The organism is Pedobacter sp. FW305-3-2-15-E-R2A2 (assembly GCF_038446955.1).
Classification (GTDB): Bacteria; Bacteroidota; Bacteroidia; order Sphingobacteriales; family Sphingobacteriaceae; genus Pedobacter.
The window spans coordinates 5,760,619-5,778,888 of sequence record NZ_CP151803.1 but is presented as its reverse complement, the minus strand read 5'-3'; the positions used below and the strand labels follow the sequence as shown (position 1 = coordinate 5,778,888).

The 18,270-nt window shown below is 41.9% G+C and carries 19 protein-coding genes; 8 read left to right on the top strand and 11 right to left on the bottom strand.

Features of this window, described 5'->3' with window-relative positions; translation table 11 throughout:
* Positions 1-19: 19 nt before the first annotated feature.
* Together AAFF35_RS23350 and AAFF35_RS23345 are read left to right on the top strand one after the other, a co-directional pair.
* Complete coding sequence (locus tag AAFF35_RS23350; RefSeq protein WP_342328974.1) at positions 20-1,519, top strand: RNA-binding domain-containing protein; 1,500 nt, start codon at positions 20-22, stop codon at positions 1,517-1,519.
* Between the two features lie 102 nt (positions 1,520-1,621).
* Positions 1,622-3,775 carry a DPP IV N-terminal domain-containing protein gene (locus AAFF35_RS23345; protein WP_342328973.1) on the top strand — a complete coding sequence of 718 codons (2,154 nt, stop codon included), beginning with the start codon at positions 1,622-1,624 and terminating at the stop codon, positions 3,773-3,775.
* A gap of 199 nt (positions 3,776-3,974) precedes the next feature.
* Here the strand turns inward: AAFF35_RS23345 and AAFF35_RS23340 are convergent, their stop codons facing one another.
* Together AAFF35_RS23340 and AAFF35_RS23335 are read right to left on the bottom strand one after the other, a co-directional pair.
* Positions 3,975-4,424, bottom strand: coding sequence for a putative immunity protein (locus AAFF35_RS23340; RefSeq protein ID WP_342328972.1), 450 nt, complete (start codon positions 4,422-4,424; stop codon positions 3,975-3,977).
* 71 nt (positions 4,425-4,495) lie between these two features.
* A complete protein-coding gene (locus tag AAFF35_RS23335; RefSeq protein WP_342328971.1) occupies positions 4,496-4,729 on the bottom strand; it encodes a hypothetical protein in 234 nt (77 codons plus the stop codon).
* A 107-nt stretch (positions 4,730-4,836) separates the two neighbouring features.
* Here AAFF35_RS23335 and AAFF35_RS23330 point away from each other — a divergent pair, with 107 nt between their 5' ends.
* Positions 4,837-7,506: a valine--tRNA ligase gene (locus tag AAFF35_RS23330; RefSeq protein ID WP_342328970.1), complete on the top strand. Its 2,670-nt coding sequence runs from the start codon at positions 4,837-4,839 to the stop codon at positions 7,504-7,506.
* A 111-nt stretch (positions 7,507-7,617) separates the two neighbouring features.
* Here AAFF35_RS23330 and AAFF35_RS23325 read toward each other — a convergent pair whose 3' ends face one another.
* Positions 7,618-7,839, bottom strand: coding sequence for a hypothetical protein (locus AAFF35_RS23325; protein WP_342328969.1), 222 nt, complete (start codon positions 7,837-7,839; stop codon positions 7,618-7,620).
* Between the two features lie 76 nt (positions 7,840-7,915).
* The gene (locus AAFF35_RS23320) at positions 7,916-8,377 is read right to left on the bottom strand and encodes a type I restriction enzyme HsdR N-terminal domain-containing protein (RefSeq protein WP_074606593.1); all 462 of its coding nucleotides are present in this window, start codon (positions 8,375-8,377) and stop codon (positions 7,916-7,918) included.
* A gap of 56 nt (positions 8,378-8,433) precedes the next feature.
* Between AAFF35_RS23320 and holA the strand changes: the two genes are divergently transcribed.
* Positions 8,434-9,459 carry a DNA polymerase III subunit delta gene (holA, locus tag AAFF35_RS23315; protein WP_342328968.1) on the top strand — a complete coding sequence of 342 codons (1,026 nt, stop codon included), beginning with the start codon at positions 8,434-8,436 and terminating at the stop codon, positions 9,457-9,459.
* A 114-nt stretch (positions 9,460-9,573) separates the two neighbouring features.
* Here the strand turns inward: holA and AAFF35_RS23310 are convergent, their stop codons facing one another.
* From AAFF35_RS23310 to AAFF35_RS23300, 3 genes are all read right to left on the bottom strand, one after another.
* Positions 9,574-9,903, bottom strand: coding sequence for a multidrug efflux SMR transporter (locus AAFF35_RS23310; RefSeq protein WP_342328967.1), 330 nt, complete (start codon positions 9,901-9,903; stop codon positions 9,574-9,576).
* Between the two features lie 113 nt (positions 9,904-10,016).
* Positions 10,017-10,583 (bottom strand): Crp/Fnr family transcriptional regulator, encoded by a 567-nt coding sequence (locus AAFF35_RS23305; RefSeq protein ID WP_342328966.1) that lies wholly within the window; start codon positions 10,581-10,583, stop codon positions 10,017-10,019.
* A 35-nt stretch (positions 10,584-10,618) separates the two neighbouring features.
* Positions 10,619-10,768, bottom strand: coding sequence for a helix-turn-helix domain-containing protein (locus AAFF35_RS23300; RefSeq protein WP_342333373.1), 150 nt, complete (start codon positions 10,766-10,768; stop codon positions 10,619-10,621).
* Positions 10,769-10,999: 231 nt separating this feature from the next.
* On the opposite strand from AAFF35_RS23300, the gene AAFF35_RS23295 reads away from it, so the two are divergent.
* Positions 11,000-11,911, top strand: a complete 912-nt coding sequence (locus tag AAFF35_RS23295; RefSeq protein ID WP_342328965.1) for a DUF6266 family protein — start codon at positions 11,000-11,002, stop codon at positions 11,909-11,911.
* On the opposite strand, the gene AAFF35_RS23290 is transcribed toward AAFF35_RS23295, so the two are convergent.
* Positions 11,821-12,189 (bottom strand): hypothetical protein, encoded by a 369-nt coding sequence (locus tag AAFF35_RS23290; protein ID WP_342328964.1) that lies wholly within the window; start codon positions 12,187-12,189, stop codon positions 11,821-11,823. The genes AAFF35_RS23295 and AAFF35_RS23290 overlap by 91 nt on opposite strands.
* Positions 12,190-12,451: 262 nt before the next feature.
* Between AAFF35_RS23290 and AAFF35_RS23285 the strand changes: the two genes are divergently transcribed.
* Both AAFF35_RS23285 and AAFF35_RS23280 read left to right on the top strand, forming a co-directional pair.
* Positions 12,452-12,958, top strand: coding sequence for a hypothetical protein (locus tag AAFF35_RS23285; RefSeq protein ID WP_342328963.1), 507 nt, complete (start codon positions 12,452-12,454; stop codon positions 12,956-12,958).
* 71 nt (positions 12,959-13,029) lie between these two features.
* The gene (locus tag AAFF35_RS23280) at positions 13,030-13,437 is read left to right on the top strand and encodes an EVE domain-containing protein (RefSeq protein WP_074606568.1); all 408 of its coding nucleotides are present in this window, start codon (positions 13,030-13,032) and stop codon (positions 13,435-13,437) included.
* Here the strand turns inward: AAFF35_RS23280 and AAFF35_RS23275 are convergent.
* The 3 genes from AAFF35_RS23275 to AAFF35_RS23265 form a co-directional block, all read right to left on the bottom strand.
* Entirely contained in the window at positions 13,434-14,624 is a 1,191-nt protein-coding gene (locus AAFF35_RS23275; RefSeq protein ID WP_342328962.1) for a sodium:proton antiporter, read from the bottom strand. The genes AAFF35_RS23280 and AAFF35_RS23275 overlap by 4 nt on opposite strands.
* Positions 14,625-14,665: 41 nt before the next feature.
* Complete coding sequence (locus tag AAFF35_RS23270; RefSeq protein WP_124584550.1) at positions 14,666-15,187, bottom strand: acyl-CoA thioesterase; 522 nt, start codon at positions 15,185-15,187, stop codon at positions 14,666-14,668.
* A 63-nt stretch (positions 15,188-15,250) separates the two neighbouring features.
* Complete coding sequence (locus AAFF35_RS23265; protein WP_342328961.1) at positions 15,251-16,639, bottom strand: phosphatase PAP2 family protein; 1,389 nt, start codon at positions 16,637-16,639, stop codon at positions 15,251-15,253.
* Positions 16,640-16,778: 139 nt separating this feature from the next.
* Between AAFF35_RS23265 and AAFF35_RS23260 the strand changes: the two genes are divergently transcribed.
* Positions 16,779-18,269, top strand: coding sequence for an alpha-amylase (locus tag AAFF35_RS23260; RefSeq protein WP_342328960.1), 1,491 nt, complete (start codon positions 16,779-16,781; stop codon positions 18,267-18,269).
* The last annotated feature ends 1 nt before the right edge of the window (position 18,270 follow it).

Genomic DNA, 18,270 nt, shown 5'->3' with positions numbered 1-18,270 from the left:
ATAGATTAGACATATGGGTATGCATCGAATCAGAAAAATACTGGAACAGAAGGAGGGACTCCGACTTGAGTTTAAATTGGCATCAACGGAGTTCCTTCCTGATAATTTATTTGAAAGTATTTGTGCAATGCTTAACCGGGAGGGGGGAGATGTATTTCTCGGGGTTAAGGATGATGGAACATTAAACGGGATCAGACCTGAATATGTTGATCGCATTATATCAGATCTTGTCAATTTGTCCAATAATCCCAGTAAACTAGATCCTCCCTTTATCTTGCATCCCAAAGTTTATGAGCTTGAAGGGAAGCTAATTCTTCATATTGCTGTTCCTCAAAGTTCTGAAGTTCATAAGTGTGGGAAATACATCTATGACAGGGGGCATCAGGGTGATTATAAGGTTACTCAACTCTCTCATATTGCGCTACTTTATAATCGGAAACGCAACTATTATTCAGAGGCAATCATTTATCCTGCATTGACCCTGTCAGATTTTAAGTCTGAATTATTTGCTACAGTCAGAAATCTGATCCGGAATAATAATACAAATCATCCATGGCTAGGTCTTGGTGACGAACAATTATTGAAAATTGCTGGTCTATATGGTAAAGATCCCATTTCGAATCTTGAAGGATACAATCTTGCCGCAGTTCTGTTGTTCGGTAAGGACGAAACCATTGTCAATGTTCTATCTCATTTTAAGATTGACGCAATGGTTCGTAAAAATGATTTATTTCGTTACGACGACAGGTCTTATATACAAACTAACTTAATTGAAGCCTACGATCAGCTGAATTCATTCGTTGAAAAACATTTGCCGGATAAATTCTATTTACAGGGGGATCAAAGGATCAGTTTAAGATCCCATATTTTCAGAGAGGTGATTGCCAATCTGATTGTTCATCGTGAATATATTGATGCCCATCCGAGTACTTTTATTATCTATAAGGATTATGTAGAGATTATTAACGCTAATAACCCACATGGTAACGGATTGCTGTTACCTGATCATTTCGTCCCTTTTCCTAAAAACCCCTTGATCGCTAAGTTTTTTATTCAACTAGGAAGGGTCGACGAATTAGGATCTGGGATATTAAATGTCTACCGATATCTAAAGGATTATAGTCCGGGTAGAGAACCTCAATTCATCGAAGATAAGTTGTTCAAAACCATTATTCCGATTGGTGAAATACTTTATGAAACAGATGATACCATAAAGGAGGTAACTGATGATGCTATAAATGATGCTATAAATGATGCTATAAATGGAGATGATGCTATAAATGATGCTATAAATATTCAGGTTCAAAATAGGCTAGTCGATGAAATCAGACTTATTTATGAAAAGAACGGCTTAACACTAAGAAATCTTATGACAGCTTTTGATATCAAGAGAGCAACAGGGCAAAGGGATATGAAAACACTTAAAGAAATGGGATATGTTTTGTTTATTGGTTCAAACAAGAGTGGGAAATATATGCTTACGAGGAAGGGAGAGACATTGTTTGACAAATTTCCATAGGAATCACGATGCCCAAATGATCACAATAGTGTTGCAATATTGTTGCAGCCTAACACTCGTCCGCTGTTAATTGTTACATTTGGCGCATCAATTACAAAAACAATGAAGAAATTTATTTTAGTATGTCAGTTGGTGTCGATTGCTTTTTATGGAATCGCCCAGAATAAAACACTGACCATGCAGGATGCAATGAGTAATGCCCGCACTACCCTTGCCCCTGAAAACCTGTCACAGATCCAGTTCATTTATGGAACTGAAGATTATGTATATGCAAAACGTCTGGCCAATGGCCCGGTATGGATCACTGGTAATTTCAAATCTAAAGAAGAGCAACCTTTCCTTACCCTCAGCCAGTTGAACCAGAAATTAAAAGCGGTACAAAAGGACACTTTAAAGGCAATGCCTTTTATTCAATTCAATCAGGGTGCCGACTGGATCCTGTTCCTGAATGGTGCTAAAGTAGCTTTTAACCCTGCAAAGAACACGTATAAAACGGTGGTTAGTGCAGACCTGGCGGAGAAAACAAATGCTGAAGAAAGTGAAGCCGGTTATGTGGCTTACCTGGACAACTTCAACCTGTTCGTATCCGACGGAAAAGAAGCAAAACAAGTAACTACTGATGGAACCAAAGACATCGTCTATGCTTCTTCTGTTCACAGAGATGAATTTGGAATCTCTAAAGGAACCTTCTGGAGTAACAATGGCAAACAGCTGGCTTTCTACAGAATGGATCAGCAAATGGTTTCGGACTACCCGATCATCGACTGGACCTCACGCCCTGCAAAGAATGTAAATATCAAATATCCAATGGCCGGAGATAAGAGTCATGAGGTAACCGTTGGTGTTTATAACGCAGAAACAAAGACTACAGTATACCTGAAAACCGGTCAGCCGGCAGAGCAATACCTGACTAATATTGCCTGGAGTCCGGACGATAAATTTATATACATTGCGGTCTTAAACCGTGGACAAAATCACATGAAGCTCAATCAATATGATGCAACAACAGGTGATTTTATCAAAACCATCTTCGAGGAAAAAGACGAAAAGTATGTGGAGCCATTGGTGCCGATGTTGTTCCTTAAAACTGATCCTTCGAAATTTATCTGGCAGAGTAACCGCGATGGATGGAATCATTTATACCTGTATGACCTTAAAGGGAAAGTCTTAAAACAACTGACCAAAGGCAACTGGGAAGTGATCGAAGTAAAGGGCTTTAACCCTAAAGGTGATCAGCTTTACTATGTATCTACCGAAGAATCTCCGATCACGAGAAATCTATATGTATTGGACCTCAAATCCGGAAAATCGAAAAGGATTACTCAGGGATCTGCCGTTCATAATGCACAGGTAAGCAGCTCTGGAAATACGGTGATCGACAGCTATAGTAACCAGGATCAGCCAAGGGTGATCCAGCTTGTGGAAACTGCTTCTGCTAAAACTAAAGTTTTACTTACAGCGGCCAATCCACTTGCCGCTTATGCTACAGAAAAGTCTTCGATCTTTACCATCAAAAGTAATACTGGCGATGATATTTATTGCAGTCTGTATAAACCGACCAACTTTGATAATACTAAAAAATATCCTGTCATTGTTTACTGGTATGGTGGTTCTCACGCGCAATTGATTACCAATAGCTGGAATGCCGGAGCCGGCGATTACTGGTTCAGGTATATGGCACAGCAGGGATATGTGGTGCTGACCATTGATACCCGCGGCAGTGATAACAGAGGTAAAGCTTTCGAACAGTCTATGTTCAGAAAAGTTGGTGATGTTCAAATGGAAGACATGATGAAAGCGGTCGATCATTTGAAAGGTTTACCTTATGTAGACAGCAGCAATATGGGCTTATTTGGCTGGAGCTTTGGTGGTTTTAACACCGTTGATTTTATGGTAAATCATCCTGGTGTCTTTAAAGCTGCGGTTGCAGGTGGAGCGGTGATCAATTGGAAATTCTATGAGGTGATGTATACTGAACGTTATATGGATACTCCTCAGGAAAACCCTGAAGGCTTTGCTGCTACAAACTTGTCCGACAAAGCAGGGAACCTGAAAGGGAATTTGCTATTGATTCATGGAATACAGGATCCGGTGGTATTGCAACAGAATACAGTTGATTTTGTAAAACATGCCGTTGATAAAAATGTTCAGGTAGATTATATGATTTATCCGGGACATGAGCATAATGTGACAGGTAAAGACCGTGCACATCTTTATCAAAAGGTAACGGATTATTTTATGCTTCATTTGAAGTAATCCGGCTTTGATGCAAAACTTTATGTTTAGGCTCGCATTAGAGTTTTGCATTAAAGTTTTACGTTAAAAAAAGCCTATGTACTTTTCGGTCTCAAAATCTTTTGAAGGAAAGATTTTACAGGTCCTCAAAGCACATAGGCTTTTTTTTTTATAAAATTAAGTTTCAAGAGCAGGATGATATTGCATGATGCTGACCTGTTTAGCTTTTATACCGGGCCGATAAAAGAAGCACCCTAACTTCCGGCGGCATGTGTTCATCTTGCCATTTTCTTTCTTTCTCAATTGATTTGTTTGCTGCCTTTATTGCTTTCAAGGCATATTCTGCGGCTCTTAACGAGTGGTCAGCCATATGGGCCGTGGCAACTGCATGTCCAACTGACCGTGCAATGGCAATTGAAACCGGATCGGAAGACTCATTGGCAACCGCAATAGCTTGTAAAGATGCATTTCTTGCTTCCCCAACTGAAGCCTGCTCATTCTCCCAGGCCTTTGCAACATCCAGCGCATCATTTAAACGCTCATCGATGCCCCTTGGAAGAAGAGTCAACACATGACAAACACAAGCATGAGCCCATTTTATCAATTGATTATGTTCTTCTCTGCTAAGCGAACCCCCACGGTGAATGGCAACAAATCGTTTATCTCTCATTTTTTTCTCATTAAAGCACTCAAGTTATTCAATATTGTCTCCTAAAACTAAATTAGTGTTTAATCCTCCCTTTAAACCCAATGTTCTTTTCGCTTTAGAGTAAACTTCCGCTGTATGCCCAGTTCCCACCTGTCTCTGTCCCAGGTATTTCCCTCTTCTCTGGTCCTAACTTGTCCTCCTAACTGCCCGCTGATTAAAAAAATCCTTCCAATGCCCTCTTCGCCTAAGCCCAGCTTGCCCGCCTTACCTAACCTCCTTGCTTGTCCGCTCAGCAAAAAATTGGGTACTACGAGCTGGCCTTCCAAATGTTTTGCCCTTCAGCAAAAGATTTGAGCCAGCGAATAGTATCCCTATTTTTTTTACTATTTTTGCACCTCAACTGATACTTTTCTTTTATACTTTTTCTTTTAAAATGAGCATTTCTACAAAATACGACCCGGCGGCGACTGAAGATAAATGGTATAGCTACTGGATGTCAAAGAACTTTTTCCATTCTGAGCCGGATGAGCGCGAGCCTTACACTATTGTAATCCCACCGCCCAATGTGACGGGTGTTTTACACATGGGACACATGTTGAACAATACGATTCAGGATGTCTTGGTCCGCAGGGCGAGGATGCAGGGAAAGAATGCATGTTGGGTACCTGGTACAGACCATGCTTCTATCGCTACAGAGGCGAAGGTTGTGGCGATGTTGAAGGAGCGGGGTATTGAGAAGAAGGACCTGAGCAGGGAAGAGTTTCTGAAATATGCCTGGGAGTGGAAGGAGAAGTACGGAGGCATTATTCTGGAGCAATTGAAAAAGCTGGGTGCTTCCTGTGATTGGGAGCGGACTCGTTTTACGATGGACGAAGGGATGTCTGAGGCGGTGATTGACTGTTTCATTCATTTGCATAAGCAAGGAAGAATTTACCGTGGTATAAGGATGGTGAACTGGGATCCTGCGGGTAAGACTGCCGTTTCCGACGAGGAGGTGATCCGTAAAGAGGTAAATCAGAAATTATACTATATCAAATATACCGTTGCGGGTACGAATGATCAGGAATTCCTGACCATTGCGACAACGCGTCCGGAGACGATCATGGCGGATGCTGCAATTTGTATCAATCCGAATGATGAGCGTTATACCCACCTGAAGGGGAAAAAAGTATTTGTTCCATTGATCAACAGGGAGATTCCTGTGATTGAGGATGAGTACGTGACGATGGACTTTGGAACTGGATGTTTGAAGGTTACTCCTGCGCATGATTTAAACGATTATGAACTTGGGGTTAAGCACAAACTTCCGGTAATTGACATCTTAAATGACGATGGTACTTTAAATGAGCTGGCGGTAATCCTTGTTGGTGAGGACCGTTTCATCGCGAGAAAGAAAATTGCGGTGTTATTGGATGAGGCCGGACATTTGGAAAAAGTCGAAGATTATAAATCTCAGATTGGTTTTTCGGAACGTACGGATGTGGCCATTGAGCCGAAATTGTCTTTACAATGGTTCTGTAAGATGGATGAGATGGCTAAGCCAGCGCTGGAAGATGTGTTAAACGGTGATATAAAGTTGATTCCGGAGAAATTTGGAAATACTTACCGTCATTGGATGGAGAATGTCCGGGATTGGAATATCAGCAGGCAGTTATGGTGGGGACACCAGATTCCGGTATGGTATGACGACCAGGGAAACTGGGTTGTTGCGAAGACTAAAGAAGCGGCTTTAGATGAATTTTTAAAGCTTAAAGATATTGATGGTGTATTTACTGCGACGGAAGCTACGGGCTTTAAGCATCAGCTGGCTCCGTTTGTGAAACAGGATCCTGATGTAATGGATACCTGGTTCTCTGCCTGGTTATGGCCGATCTCGGTTTTTGATGGCATCAGAAATCCGGACAATGCGGAGATCAACTATTACTATCCGACCAATGACCTGGTTACTGCTCCGGAGATTTTATTCTTCTGGGTAGCGAGGATGATCATGGCCGGACATGAGTTCCGTGGAAAGAAACCTTTCAACAATGTATACCTGACTGGTATTGTAAGAGATAAACAAGGACGTAAGATGTCTAAATCTCTGGGCAATTCACCTGATCCGATTGGCCTGATTGAAAAATATGGTGCTGATGGGGTAAGGGTAGGAATGTTGTTGTGTTCTCCTGCGGGGAATGACCTCATGTTTGATGAGAGCTATTGCGAGCAGGGCAGGAACTTTGCCAATAAGATCTGGAATGCTTTCCGTCTGGTTAAAGGATGGGAAGTGGATGAAAACCTGGCTAATCCTAATGCGCAGGCGATCTTATGGTTTGAGAACCGCTTTAATGAAGCATTGGCTGAGATTGAGGATAACTTCAAACAATATCGTTTATCTGAGGCATTGATGGCTTCTTACAAACTGGTGTGGGATGATTTCTGTGCCTGGTATCTGGAAATGGTGAAGCCTGCTTATCAGCATCCTATTGATGCGGAAACATTGAAAGTGACCATTGGTTTCTTTGAGAAGATTTTGACTTTATTACATCCATATATGCCTTTCCTTACGGAAGAATTATGGCATGATGAATTGTTTGGTGAAAAAGGGGAGATGGACTGCTGTATCGTTGCTGCTTATCCGGTTGTAGGAACGGCTGATGCAGCGTTGCTGAAAGAGGTTGAAGTTGTGAAAGGCCTTGTTGCAGAGATCAGAAACGTACGTAATACCAAACAGATCTCACCTAAAGAAGCTTTGCCTTTAAACATTAAGGTCAACTCGGGACTGGATTATGAGAAATGGATGAACATCATTTTCAAACTGGCGAATATCAATGAAGTAGAGTTTGTAAATGATAAGATTGCCGGAGCTGCCAGCTTTATGGTGGGGAACGATGAGTTCTTTATCCAGTTGAACGAAACGATCGATGTAGCAGCAGAAAAGGAACGCTTAAACGTAGAATTAGTTTACCTGCAAGGCTTCCTGAAGTCTGTTGATGCAAAGCTCAGCAATGAACGTTTTGTTCAGAATGCGAAGCCGGAGATCATTCAGAACGAACGGAATAAAAAAGCAGATGCAGAAGCTAAAATCAGCATTATTGTAGGACAGATCGAATCTCTGGGTTAATTGCTCAGGATTCTTTTATCATAAATAAGATCAAATGAAAAAGACAACTTTAGGGTTGTCTTTTTTTATGGGTGTTCTGCTTGTCTTTAAGTTTTCTTTCTGTTCTTCTTTTTATTCTTCGGAGTTTTCCTGTTCCTTTTCTACCATTTCTTTGATTTTTAGGAGCCTGTCGTAGAAACATTCATAGGGCCTGATGTTGCCATAGATTTTCAGTACAGTAAGATGTGTATCTACACATTGTGCCACATCATTGAGTTTTGTTCCCGGATAAAGCTCCAGGGTTTGGGGTAAGTTTATGCCGGAAAAATAATCTTCTAATTCAGGAACTGTCATTTGACAAAGGTAATACTAAAATGAAGCTCCTCCGGATAAATTTATTAAAAAGGAAGGGCTTTTTCCTGGAGGATGCTTAGAGCTGCAGGTATTCCGGTAACTCAGGGCTAAACTGGAATCGCTCTGCAATATGGTCAATCTGGGCATAACAATGTTTCAGCCCGTTGGTCACCACCAGCCATTTGGCTTTATAAACAGAATTGTAGCGGGATGCCTGATCAAATACCGCTTGTGTGATGTTTACCGATGGCGCTTTACATTCAATCACCATCAATCTTTCTCCGGAGGTATTAAAAATAACGATGTCACTTCGTTTTTGCAGCTGGTTCAGGTTCAATCCTCCCTCAATCTGGATCAGTGTTTTGGGGAATTTTTTTTCAAGAATAAGATACTGAATGAAATGTTGCCTCACCCATTCTTCAGGGGTCAGCACGAGGTGCTTTTTACGGATTTCATCAAAGATAAAATGCCTGTTGTCCTTTAGTGTAATTTTAAAAGGATACTCAGGAAGGTTCAATGCGGTAGGGGTAAATGCCATTTGTGCAAAAATAACCTTTAATATTTAGTTTTTAGCCGTTACATTTGGATAAATATATGAGTGCTGCCGACATAATCAAAGACATTAAAGCCAGAAAGTTTAAACCTGTTTACCTGTTACATGGTGAAGAGCCCTATTACATAGACCAGATTATTCATTATATGGAAGAGCATATTTTGAGTGATATGGAAAAAGGGTTCAATCAAACGGTGCTGTATGGTAAGGATACAGATATGGCTGCCGTCATGAATGCGGCTAAACGTTATCCCATGATGTCAGATTACCAACTGATTGTCGTGAAAGAAGCGCAGGACCTGAAATGGGCCAAAGAAACGGAAGGAAGCAGTAAAGAGGCAGAGTTTGTTCAGAGTTATTTTGAAAAACCGATGCCCAGCACCATTCTCGTGCTCGGGTATAAATATGCCAACTTTGATAAGCGGAAGAAGATTTATAAGTCGATCGATAAAAACGGGCTGGTATTTCAGTCGGAACTGGTGCGCGATTATAAGCTTGCCGCATGGATCGACGATTTCGTAAAAGAGAAAGGGTATAAGATTGCCCCCCAAGCTTCCGCCTTAATGGCCGAATACCTGGGCGCCGACCTTTCCAAGATCGCCAATGAGGTAGAAAAGCTAATGCTGAATATCGGTAAGGAAGTGACCATTGATACCGATCTGATTCAAAGAAATATAGGGATCAGTAAAGAATATAATGTTTTTGAATTGCAAAAAGCACTGGCGGTAAAAAACGTTTTGAAGTGCAATCAGATCATCAACTATTTTGCCGACAATCCTAAAGCCAATCCGATGGTGATGGTCATGGCCAATCTGAATGCGTATTTCTCCAAGATTCTCAAATACCATTATTTGCCGAATAAAGGAGATGCAGCAAAAGAACTGGGCGTGAACCCCTATTTTGTGAAAGATTTTGAAACGGCAGCACGCAGTTATAGCCTGCCTAAAACTTTCGATATCATTAGCCTTTTGAGGGAGTATGACTTGAAAAGTAAAGGGGTGGACAGTACCGGAAACATCACCGACGGAGAGCTGTTGAAGGAATTACTCTTTAAAATGATCCATTAAAGGACAGCAATTGTCCGTAAATTGTATAGGCTCTGCCCCTGACAACACCCTGGTCAGGAGCAAAGCCTATACAAATTCAGTGCCTTGCAAATTCAGTCTTATAATCCTAAGATATTAATGAGAAGAAACGGCTTTTAATCCAATGATCGAACAGATCAGTGTCGTAATGAAAACAATACGCCAGAAGGTAGCCGGCTCCTGGAATACAAAGATCCCAACCAGCACTGTTCCTACAGCGCCAATACCTGTCCATACTGCATAAGCAGTTCCAATAGGCAAGGTTTGTGTGGCTTTAATTAATAGCCCCATACTGATGACCAGACAAACCACGAAGCCTGTTCCCCACATGAGAGCGGCGTTTCCTGTTGTTTCTTTCATTTTTCCAAGACAGGAAGCAAAAGCGACTTCGAAAAGGCCTCCTAAAATTAATAATATCCAGCTCATAATATTGGTGTTCTTTGTGTTTATTGGTTTGCAATACAGCATTAATTGCTGCTAAATTCTCCGACAAAGTTCCGCAATTGGGCTGGAAAGCAAACTAAACAAATGATAAGAAATTATCGGATTTCGGCCCTGATCCTGCTTAAAGAAACGGGAGTAATTCCCAGATAAGAAGCGATATAGGTCAACTGAACCCTTTGCAACAGTTCCGGCTGATGGTCCATCAGGTTTTTGTAGCGTTGTGTGGCATTGAGCAATAACCTGGAAATGAGCCTTTCTTCTACCAGAATGATTTCTTTTTCCATCAGTTTTCGTCCCCAGTTGGCGATTTCAATATCGGTCTCATATAAAGCACCAAGGTGCCGATGTTCCAGACGATAGAGGACCGTATCTTCCAGCAGTTCGATGCTTTCATATCCCGGAGTCTGATTGATATAGCTATTGTAGGAAACCACAGCACTACCTTCTGTCCCAAACCAAAAGGTAACATCACTGTCGTCGGTCCGGTAATAGGCCCGGGCAATTCCAGATTTGATGACATAAAGGGTAGGGTCCATTTCATGCTGACGAAACAGGAGATGAGATTTAGGGTAATGAACCTCCTCAAAAAGGTCACACAGCTTTTGGGCTGAGGATTCAGAAATTGCAGCAATATCAGTAATGATCTTTTTGAGGGTTTCCATTCGTATAGGTCGATGTTTCAGCAAATATAAAGATCTTACTTTAACGCTGCTGAAGCTTTAAATTTTTCAGGGCTCAGGCCTGTTTTTTTTTTGAAAAATCCGGAGAAATAGCCAGGATCTTCGAAGTTGAGCTGATAGGCAGTCTCTTTAATGGTATAATTTCGGTGATTATGGTGGGTAACCAAATGAAATGGCAATTCTTATCCAGCTTCAGGAAGGGTTTTGCTTCGTATCTTGCGGCTGACAAGTTTCCCGGTATCAGGTTCTCTATTAGGTGTATACCAGGTCTATACTCGGTGGAGGCACGCTTGCGAACGTGTAAACAGCGGGTAGACAACGTGTAAATAGCCTGCTGCCTGTGATTAAACCCCGAAACAGGTATAGTCTTGGTAAGACATTAATTTAAATAAAGTATTATGGCAAGAATTACAAATGGGATATTGGGTGGTTTCAGTGGAAAAGTAGGCCCTGTGGTCGGTTATACCTTATATGGTATTGACCGGATGAGGAGTTTACCCGAGCGAACTGCTCCTCCCACAGCAAACGAATTGAAAAACAGGAGCCGGTTTAAGCTGGTGCAGGAAGTCTTAAACGCGATTAAAGGATTAGTTAGCGTTGGATTCAAAGATTATTGGACAAAGAGCGGAGGGATGCGTGCTGCCCTTTCCTATAACAGACAGTTTGCCCTTAAAACAGTCGGGGAAGGAGATTACATTGATCCGGCTTCGTTTAAGATCAGCGGAGGGAATCTTGCTGGTTTAACGGGAGCTTCGGTCGTACAGGAAAGTGAGGAGGTCTTGCGCTTTAACTGGGATCCTTCCCTTGTTGAAGGTGGTTCTTCTTATGATCAGGTGATGCTGTTGGCGATAGATATGGAGGGTAGGAAAGCCTGTTGTCAAAGTACAGGTAGTTTCAGGAGTACCGGAACAGAGGTGTTGATGCTTTCAGAAGATTTGATCGGAAGGGAAGTTGATATTTATGTTGGGGTCGTGGCTAGAGACAGGTGTAGCCAGTCGGACAGCCAGTATTTGGGAAGGATGAAATTGCAAGGCCCGGAGCCGATATTAAAAGAGGAGAGGGAAATAACTGAAGTGATTTCGGAATTGGCTGCAGAAGACTTTCAAAATCCCTGTCTTGACGAAGAGAGGAGACTAACAGAGAAGAATGATATCGTTAAGGACATCCGGCCATTTGTAGATCCTTTGTATGACAAGGTCATATCGAAAGGAAGATCCTCTTATTTTAGAACGATGATCGTATATGATTTCGGAGGTTTTGTGTTTTCTTTCGGGAATACCAGCCTCAGTCGCAATTCTTTCTTGACGTAGTCTTTATATACTTCTCCGCCGGGAATTTTACCTGTTCCTGTTTCTTTATAGCCAAGGCTAAGGATGTTTTTTTTGTAGGCGGCAAAGATCTTTTCATCTGTTGTTGAAAGTTCAATCATATTTGAGCTTTTATCCTTCAAATAATCAAATTTTGAAACTTTATTGAGGTAATCAGGACTGTCGTACTCAAATAAACGAAATTCCTCTGTTTCCGTTTTGTCGTAATAGCTGTATTTGTGTACTTCCTTAATTTCCTTTCTAAAACTGGTTAAGTCCATTTCATTAAATTTTCTCAGCTGATCAATACTGAATTGTTGAGAAAAAGCGAAGTTGGAAACACAAAATAGACTAACTATGAGTAATATTTGCCTGTAATTTTTCATAAATGAACTAAATTCTTGTATGATGGTATTGATGTTAAGGCGAATGTACAGTTTTAATTAATAATAGAAATCAATTTGAGTGGTAAATGATTTTTTGGTTCGGAGTAGTTAATTTAAAATGTAATGCGGTATCTTGCCTGTATAAAACGATATATAAATGAGTAATGAGGTTGTTTTTTCAGAAAAGCAAAAGTTTAATCAATGGTGGTTGTGGTTGATTTTGATCGGCTTAAACGGACTGTTTGTTTTTACGGCTTTTAAGGAGATAGTAGCGGGGGAGAAGTTTGGGAATCTGTCATCAACGGATGTTGTACTTTTAGTAGTCACAGGATTTGTTTTCTTGTTGAACATCCTGTTCTTCAACTTCCGACTGGAAACCCGAATTCAAAGGGACGGCATTTATGTGAGATTTTTTCCTTTTCACCGCTCCTTTAGACATTATTCCTGGGACAAGATCGACAAAACTTACCTCAGAAAATATAGCCCGGTTAGAGAATATGGAGGCTGGGGGATCAGGACCGGGCAAAAAGGGGAGGCTTTTAATATTTCAGGAAATCAAGGATTACAGCTGGAATTCAAGGACCATGGAACGTTGCTTATCGGAACGGATAAACCTGAAGAATTGACCGCAGCATTGAATAAAATAAGACAGCTTGCTTCCTAATCCATTCCCTTTTGTTAGTTTTGGTCTATTAAATAATAGTCGCAAAATTGCCCGTTTAAATAAAGAATACCATGAATCATTGGCTCGTAAAAAGTGAACCCTTTAAATACAGTTGGGAAAAGTTTAACCAGGATGGAAGGACCTTCTGGGATGGGGTAAGAAACTACCAGGCACGTAACAACCTGAAATTGATGAAAGAGGGCGACCTTGTTTTATTTTACCATAGCAATGAAGGAAAGAATGTGGTAGGGATTGCCAAAGTCGTAAAAGAGTTCTACCAGGACCCGACCACAGAAGATCCGAATTGGGTAGTGGTTGATTTGGCCCCTCTGGAAGCGTTAAAAACACCGGTTACTTTGGAGCAAATCAAGGCAGAAGAAAGCTTAAAAGACATTTCATTAGTCAGACAAGGCCGCTTATCTGTAATGCAGCTGAAAGCAGAAGAGTTTGATAAAATCCTGGAAATGGGTTCTGTTTAATCTACTGCTGCTGTTTTTGCAGTTTTCTTAGCAGATAACAATCCGATACTCATAATCAGGCTTGATCCCAAGACCACAAGGAACAGGAAAGCCGTACCTACCTCTGGAATCTTTAATTCCGGAGGCAGGTTAAAATACAATAAGATACTGATCAGACCCCTCGGGGCGATAAAAGCTTCTGTGCCACTGTTTTCTTTTCTGAAAACCTTGAGGTAAACAAAACGGATAATGAAGACAGTAGCCAGGATAATCAGTCCGTTTGCAATCACAATACCATCATTCAGCGCATAAATATTCATCGTAAATCCGAAGATCACAAAGAAAAAGGTGCGGATAATAAAGGCACTTTCTGCCGACAACTGATAGAGCTGCGTCAGATCATTCGATAAATTCTTATAGATAAAGATACTCCTGAAATAGGCATGTTTGATCGTATCGGCATTGTTCAGGAACAGGCCAAAGGAAAGGATCAATACCAGTGAAGACAGGTGATAAGATTGTCCGATCGCATATACCATGATCAGGATCGAAATGATCAGGAAGAACTTGATATGGTGTGAAATCCTCCCCATCAGGTACAACAGGGTAATGCAGGAAATCGCCGAAAGAATCAGGATCAGTGTAGTGCTGAGGGCCAATCCTGCAAATGAAGAAACTGAGATGTGCGGATTGGAGATCGCAAAGTTAAAGAGGATAATCCCGAGGATATCGGAAAAAGAAGATTCATAAATGATGAACTCCTTGCTTTTATTGCTTAAAGCAGCTGCGGAAGGAATGGCAATGGCAGAACTGATCACGCTGAAAGGGATGGCATTCGTGAAGCACACGTACAGCTCTTTTCCGGTGATCTGGTAGATGATAAAGGTAATGACCGATACTGTAGTGATCAGAATAAAGAAAGCCGACAGGAAGGCTCCTTTGATGAGCTTATTCTTCTCCCGCTCATATTTGAGCTCCAGTGAGCCCTCAAAAACGATCAGGATCAGTCCAACGGTACCCAATGTAGGCAGAATCGTTAGAAAATTAAACGTATGCAGCTGAAGGTTATCTACCAATACACGTAAGCCGATTCCTAAAAGCAGGAGCAGGAGTACGGAAGGTAATTTGGTTTTACTGGCAACAAGATCAAATAAGTAAGAAAAAATGACGAGTCCGCTTAAGATAATCAGTGTCGTGTATGTCGTCATATTTCCTTTTTATTTAATAACGGATTTCCGCGGTGATGGTTTTAATCTTCAAAGAACAAAGCTTTAAGTTCTTTAGCATCATTGGCTTTCATTTTTCCGCCAAGAATCAGGCGCAGCTGTCTTCTTCTTAAAGCTCCGGCAAATAACTCTATTTCTTCCGGGCTCTCGGGACTAAGCTCAGGAACAGGAATGGTCCTTCCGCTTTGGTCTACCGCAACAAAAGTATAATAGGCCTCATTAGATTTTACCCGGCTTCCTGAAGGAATATTTTCCGCCCATACATCCAGTCTCACCTCTACAGAAGTATTAAATGCGCGGGTTACCTTTGCTTCAATCGTGATCACATCCCCCAGTTTGATCGGTTGTTTAAACGATACATTGTCCACTGATGCGGTAACGACGATCCTGTTGCAATGTTTTTGAGCCGAAATAGCAGCAGCAATGTCCATCCAGTGAAGCAACCTGCCTCCCATTAAATTGTTCAGTGTATTGGTATCATTCGGCAATACCAACTCATTCATGATGGTGAAAGATTCTTTCGGGCTTTTTATTTTTGTGCTCATAGCTGCTGCAAAAGTAAGTAAAAATGAACATACATCATGAAAGGGGAAAGCGATTAAAGGAGCCTACCAGATAAATGCGGTAATCCCCAGGCCAAAGGTGAGGTGGTTAAACCTGGTTTTACTGTAGTCAGGAGGTAGGGGTTCGTAGATGTAATGGCCATCGTCATCGATATCCTGAAGTCCCTTCATGTCAAACTCATGTGCAGAATTAAAGTAAGTCGTATAAGCTTTGATGGCCGTGTTTCTGCCAATTCTTTTTTGAATGCCTACTCCGGCCGACCAGCTGAAGGCTGCCTTTGGCTTATACTTCAGGTAAGGTAATTCTGCTGTTCCGTATTCTTTTTGATATTCCTCTTTAATGTTTAAAATGACGTTTCCGTTGCTGCCTGAAGATAGGCCGGCATTTAGCTTCGCCGTCACAAACCAGTTGTTGGCCAAAGGCAAACTGAAATAAGGACCGATGTTTAAATACCTTACCCCCAGGGCCTGTGTGAACAAGCCATTACTGATTTCATCTAATTCGGGAACCAATTTTACTTTCTCTGAGTTTAAAGGGAAACTGGTAAAGGCAAACTCGCCGCCAATACCGAAGTTTTTGTTTAAAAACCAGGCGCCTTCCAATCCGTAATTGAAGCCGCCTTCGGTGTAAATGCTTTCCGGATCTATTGCTGCCATATCACTGCTGGTAGCCGTGGCATAACCAAGGTGCATTTCAAGGAAGCTTGGCTTCGCCTGAATTGGAACAGGGTTACGTTTTACAGGTTCATTCATACCTCTGTTTTTGAAAATCTGGTCGGTAACCAGGTAGCCCAGTTCTGTTGATATGATCCCGATACCCGCTCCGGCGAGTACATCTGTTACCCAATGTCTGTTGTTTAGTCCGCGGCCTAAAGCGGTTGCAGTAGCCATTGCATAACCGGCAACCCCATATAACGGATGTGCATATTGTCCGTATTCCTTGTCCAGAACTGTCGCATTCATGAAGGCCATCGCGGTATGTCCGGAAGGAAAGGAATTCTTTGAACTGGCATCAGGACGTTCCACCCTTGCCGTATGTTTTACCCCATTTACGACTGTCCCCATGATGCCCATGGAGAAAAGATAAGAGACAAAAGCCCTTTTAGGACTGTGCTTTCCTTTTACACCAGCCATATTCAGCGCCACTACGGCCGCTGCAGGGGCATACTGCATGTAATCGTCAAACTTATACCTGAAGTTAGGAATAAACCTGTTCCTAACTTCCCTGATCTCCTTGCGGTGTGGCCAGGTTAGCGCTGTTGCACCAAACATCAGTAAAGGGACGGTCGATTTTTTGACAAGTGTACTTTTCCAAAAGGTGTTTACAACAGGTTGCTGTAAAGTGCTGTCTGCATATTGTGCTTTTCCCGTAAAAGTAAAAAAGCTAAGGCATCCGCTGAGTAAGAACGGATAAAAATGGGGTCTGAACTGCATCTATAAATTGTGAAAAACTTTAACGGGTTAGTACACCCGAAAATTGCTATCCCTAGCAAATAAAATTAATATCCTTCAAAGATAAGGAATTCTTTAAAGGCTGATAAACAAAATATGAGCCTTGCTGTTATTGTTAAACATGGACAATCAAACGCTGATACAGTACTTTCATTGGTACTATAATGAGGAAGAGAAATTATGGATTAAAGCAAAAAAGGAGGCGGAAACACTTGCAGGGATAGGAATTACTGCCATTTGGTTTCCTCCGGCCTATAAGGCCAATTCCGGAGCAAGCTCTGTGGGCTATGATCCTTACGACCTCTACGATCTCGGCGAATTTGATCAAAAGAATGCCATAGAAACCCGATATGGATCGAAAGCTGCCTACCAGGAAGCGATTCAGGTTTTGCAGGAGAAAGGAATTGCGGTCATCGCCGATGTGGTCTTTAACCACAAAGCAGGAGGGGATGAACTGGAAAAGATGATGGTAAGAACGGTGAATCCCGAAAACAGGGAGGAATTCACTTCCGAAGCTTACGAGATTGAAGCATGGACAAAATTTAACTTTCCAGGAAGGAAAGGGCAATACTCAGAATTTACCTGGAATAAGGATTGCTTTAGCGGGATCGATTGGGCCGAAGACCGGAAAGAAATGGGAATCTATTCCATTCAGAATCAATACGGGGAAGGTTGGGAAGAGGTTCCTTCTACGGAACTCGGGAATTATGATTACCTGATGTACAACGATGTAGAATTTAGAAACCCTGAAGTCAGGGCAGACCTGAAATGTTGGGGAGAGTGGTATGTAAATACCTGCGGGATGAGGGGCTTTAGACTGGATGCAGTGAAACACATTTCTACCGACTTCCTGACCGACTGGCTGGACCATATGAAAAATGCCTTCCCCGAAGGCTTCTTTGTCGTAGCCGAAAACTGGAACATTGAAAGCCTGGAAGCACTTCAGCAATATCTGGAGGTAACTGAAGGAAGGATGCAATTGTTTGATTCCCTGCTTCACCGGAATTTTCATCATGCTGCGGAAGAAAGAGAAAACTACGATCTGACTAAAATATTTGACAATACCCTTGTTCAAACGCATCCATTGCTGACGGTTACTTTTGTGGACAACCACGATTCTCAGCCATTACAGGCATTGGAATCTTATGTGGAATTTTGGTTCCGCCCCCTTGCGTATGCTTTAATCCTGCTGAGGGAACAGGGAATTCCATGTGTTTTCTACCCGGATCTTTATGGGGCAACCTATACCGATGAGAATAAAGAGGGAGAGGAGCTGGAAGTCGTGCTTCCGGTATTGCCTGGCTTAGCGGAAATAACTAAAATCAGAAAGACCCTGGCGTATGGTTTACAACGGGAGTATCTCGACTTTCCCAATTGTATCGGCTGGACGAGAGCAGGAATCGGGGACAAGGAAGATTCAGGCTTAGCGGTACTGATGAGCAATGGAGCAGAGGGCTTTAAAGCCATGGAAATGGGGCTTCAGCATGCGGGTAGGGTTATGGTGGATGCAATCGGCGGCAGGGCGGAAGAAGTGAGCGTAAATGACAATGGATGGGCGGAATTTTTCTGCAATGCGGAAAGCCTCTCGGTATGGGTGTTTAAGCAGGAATAAC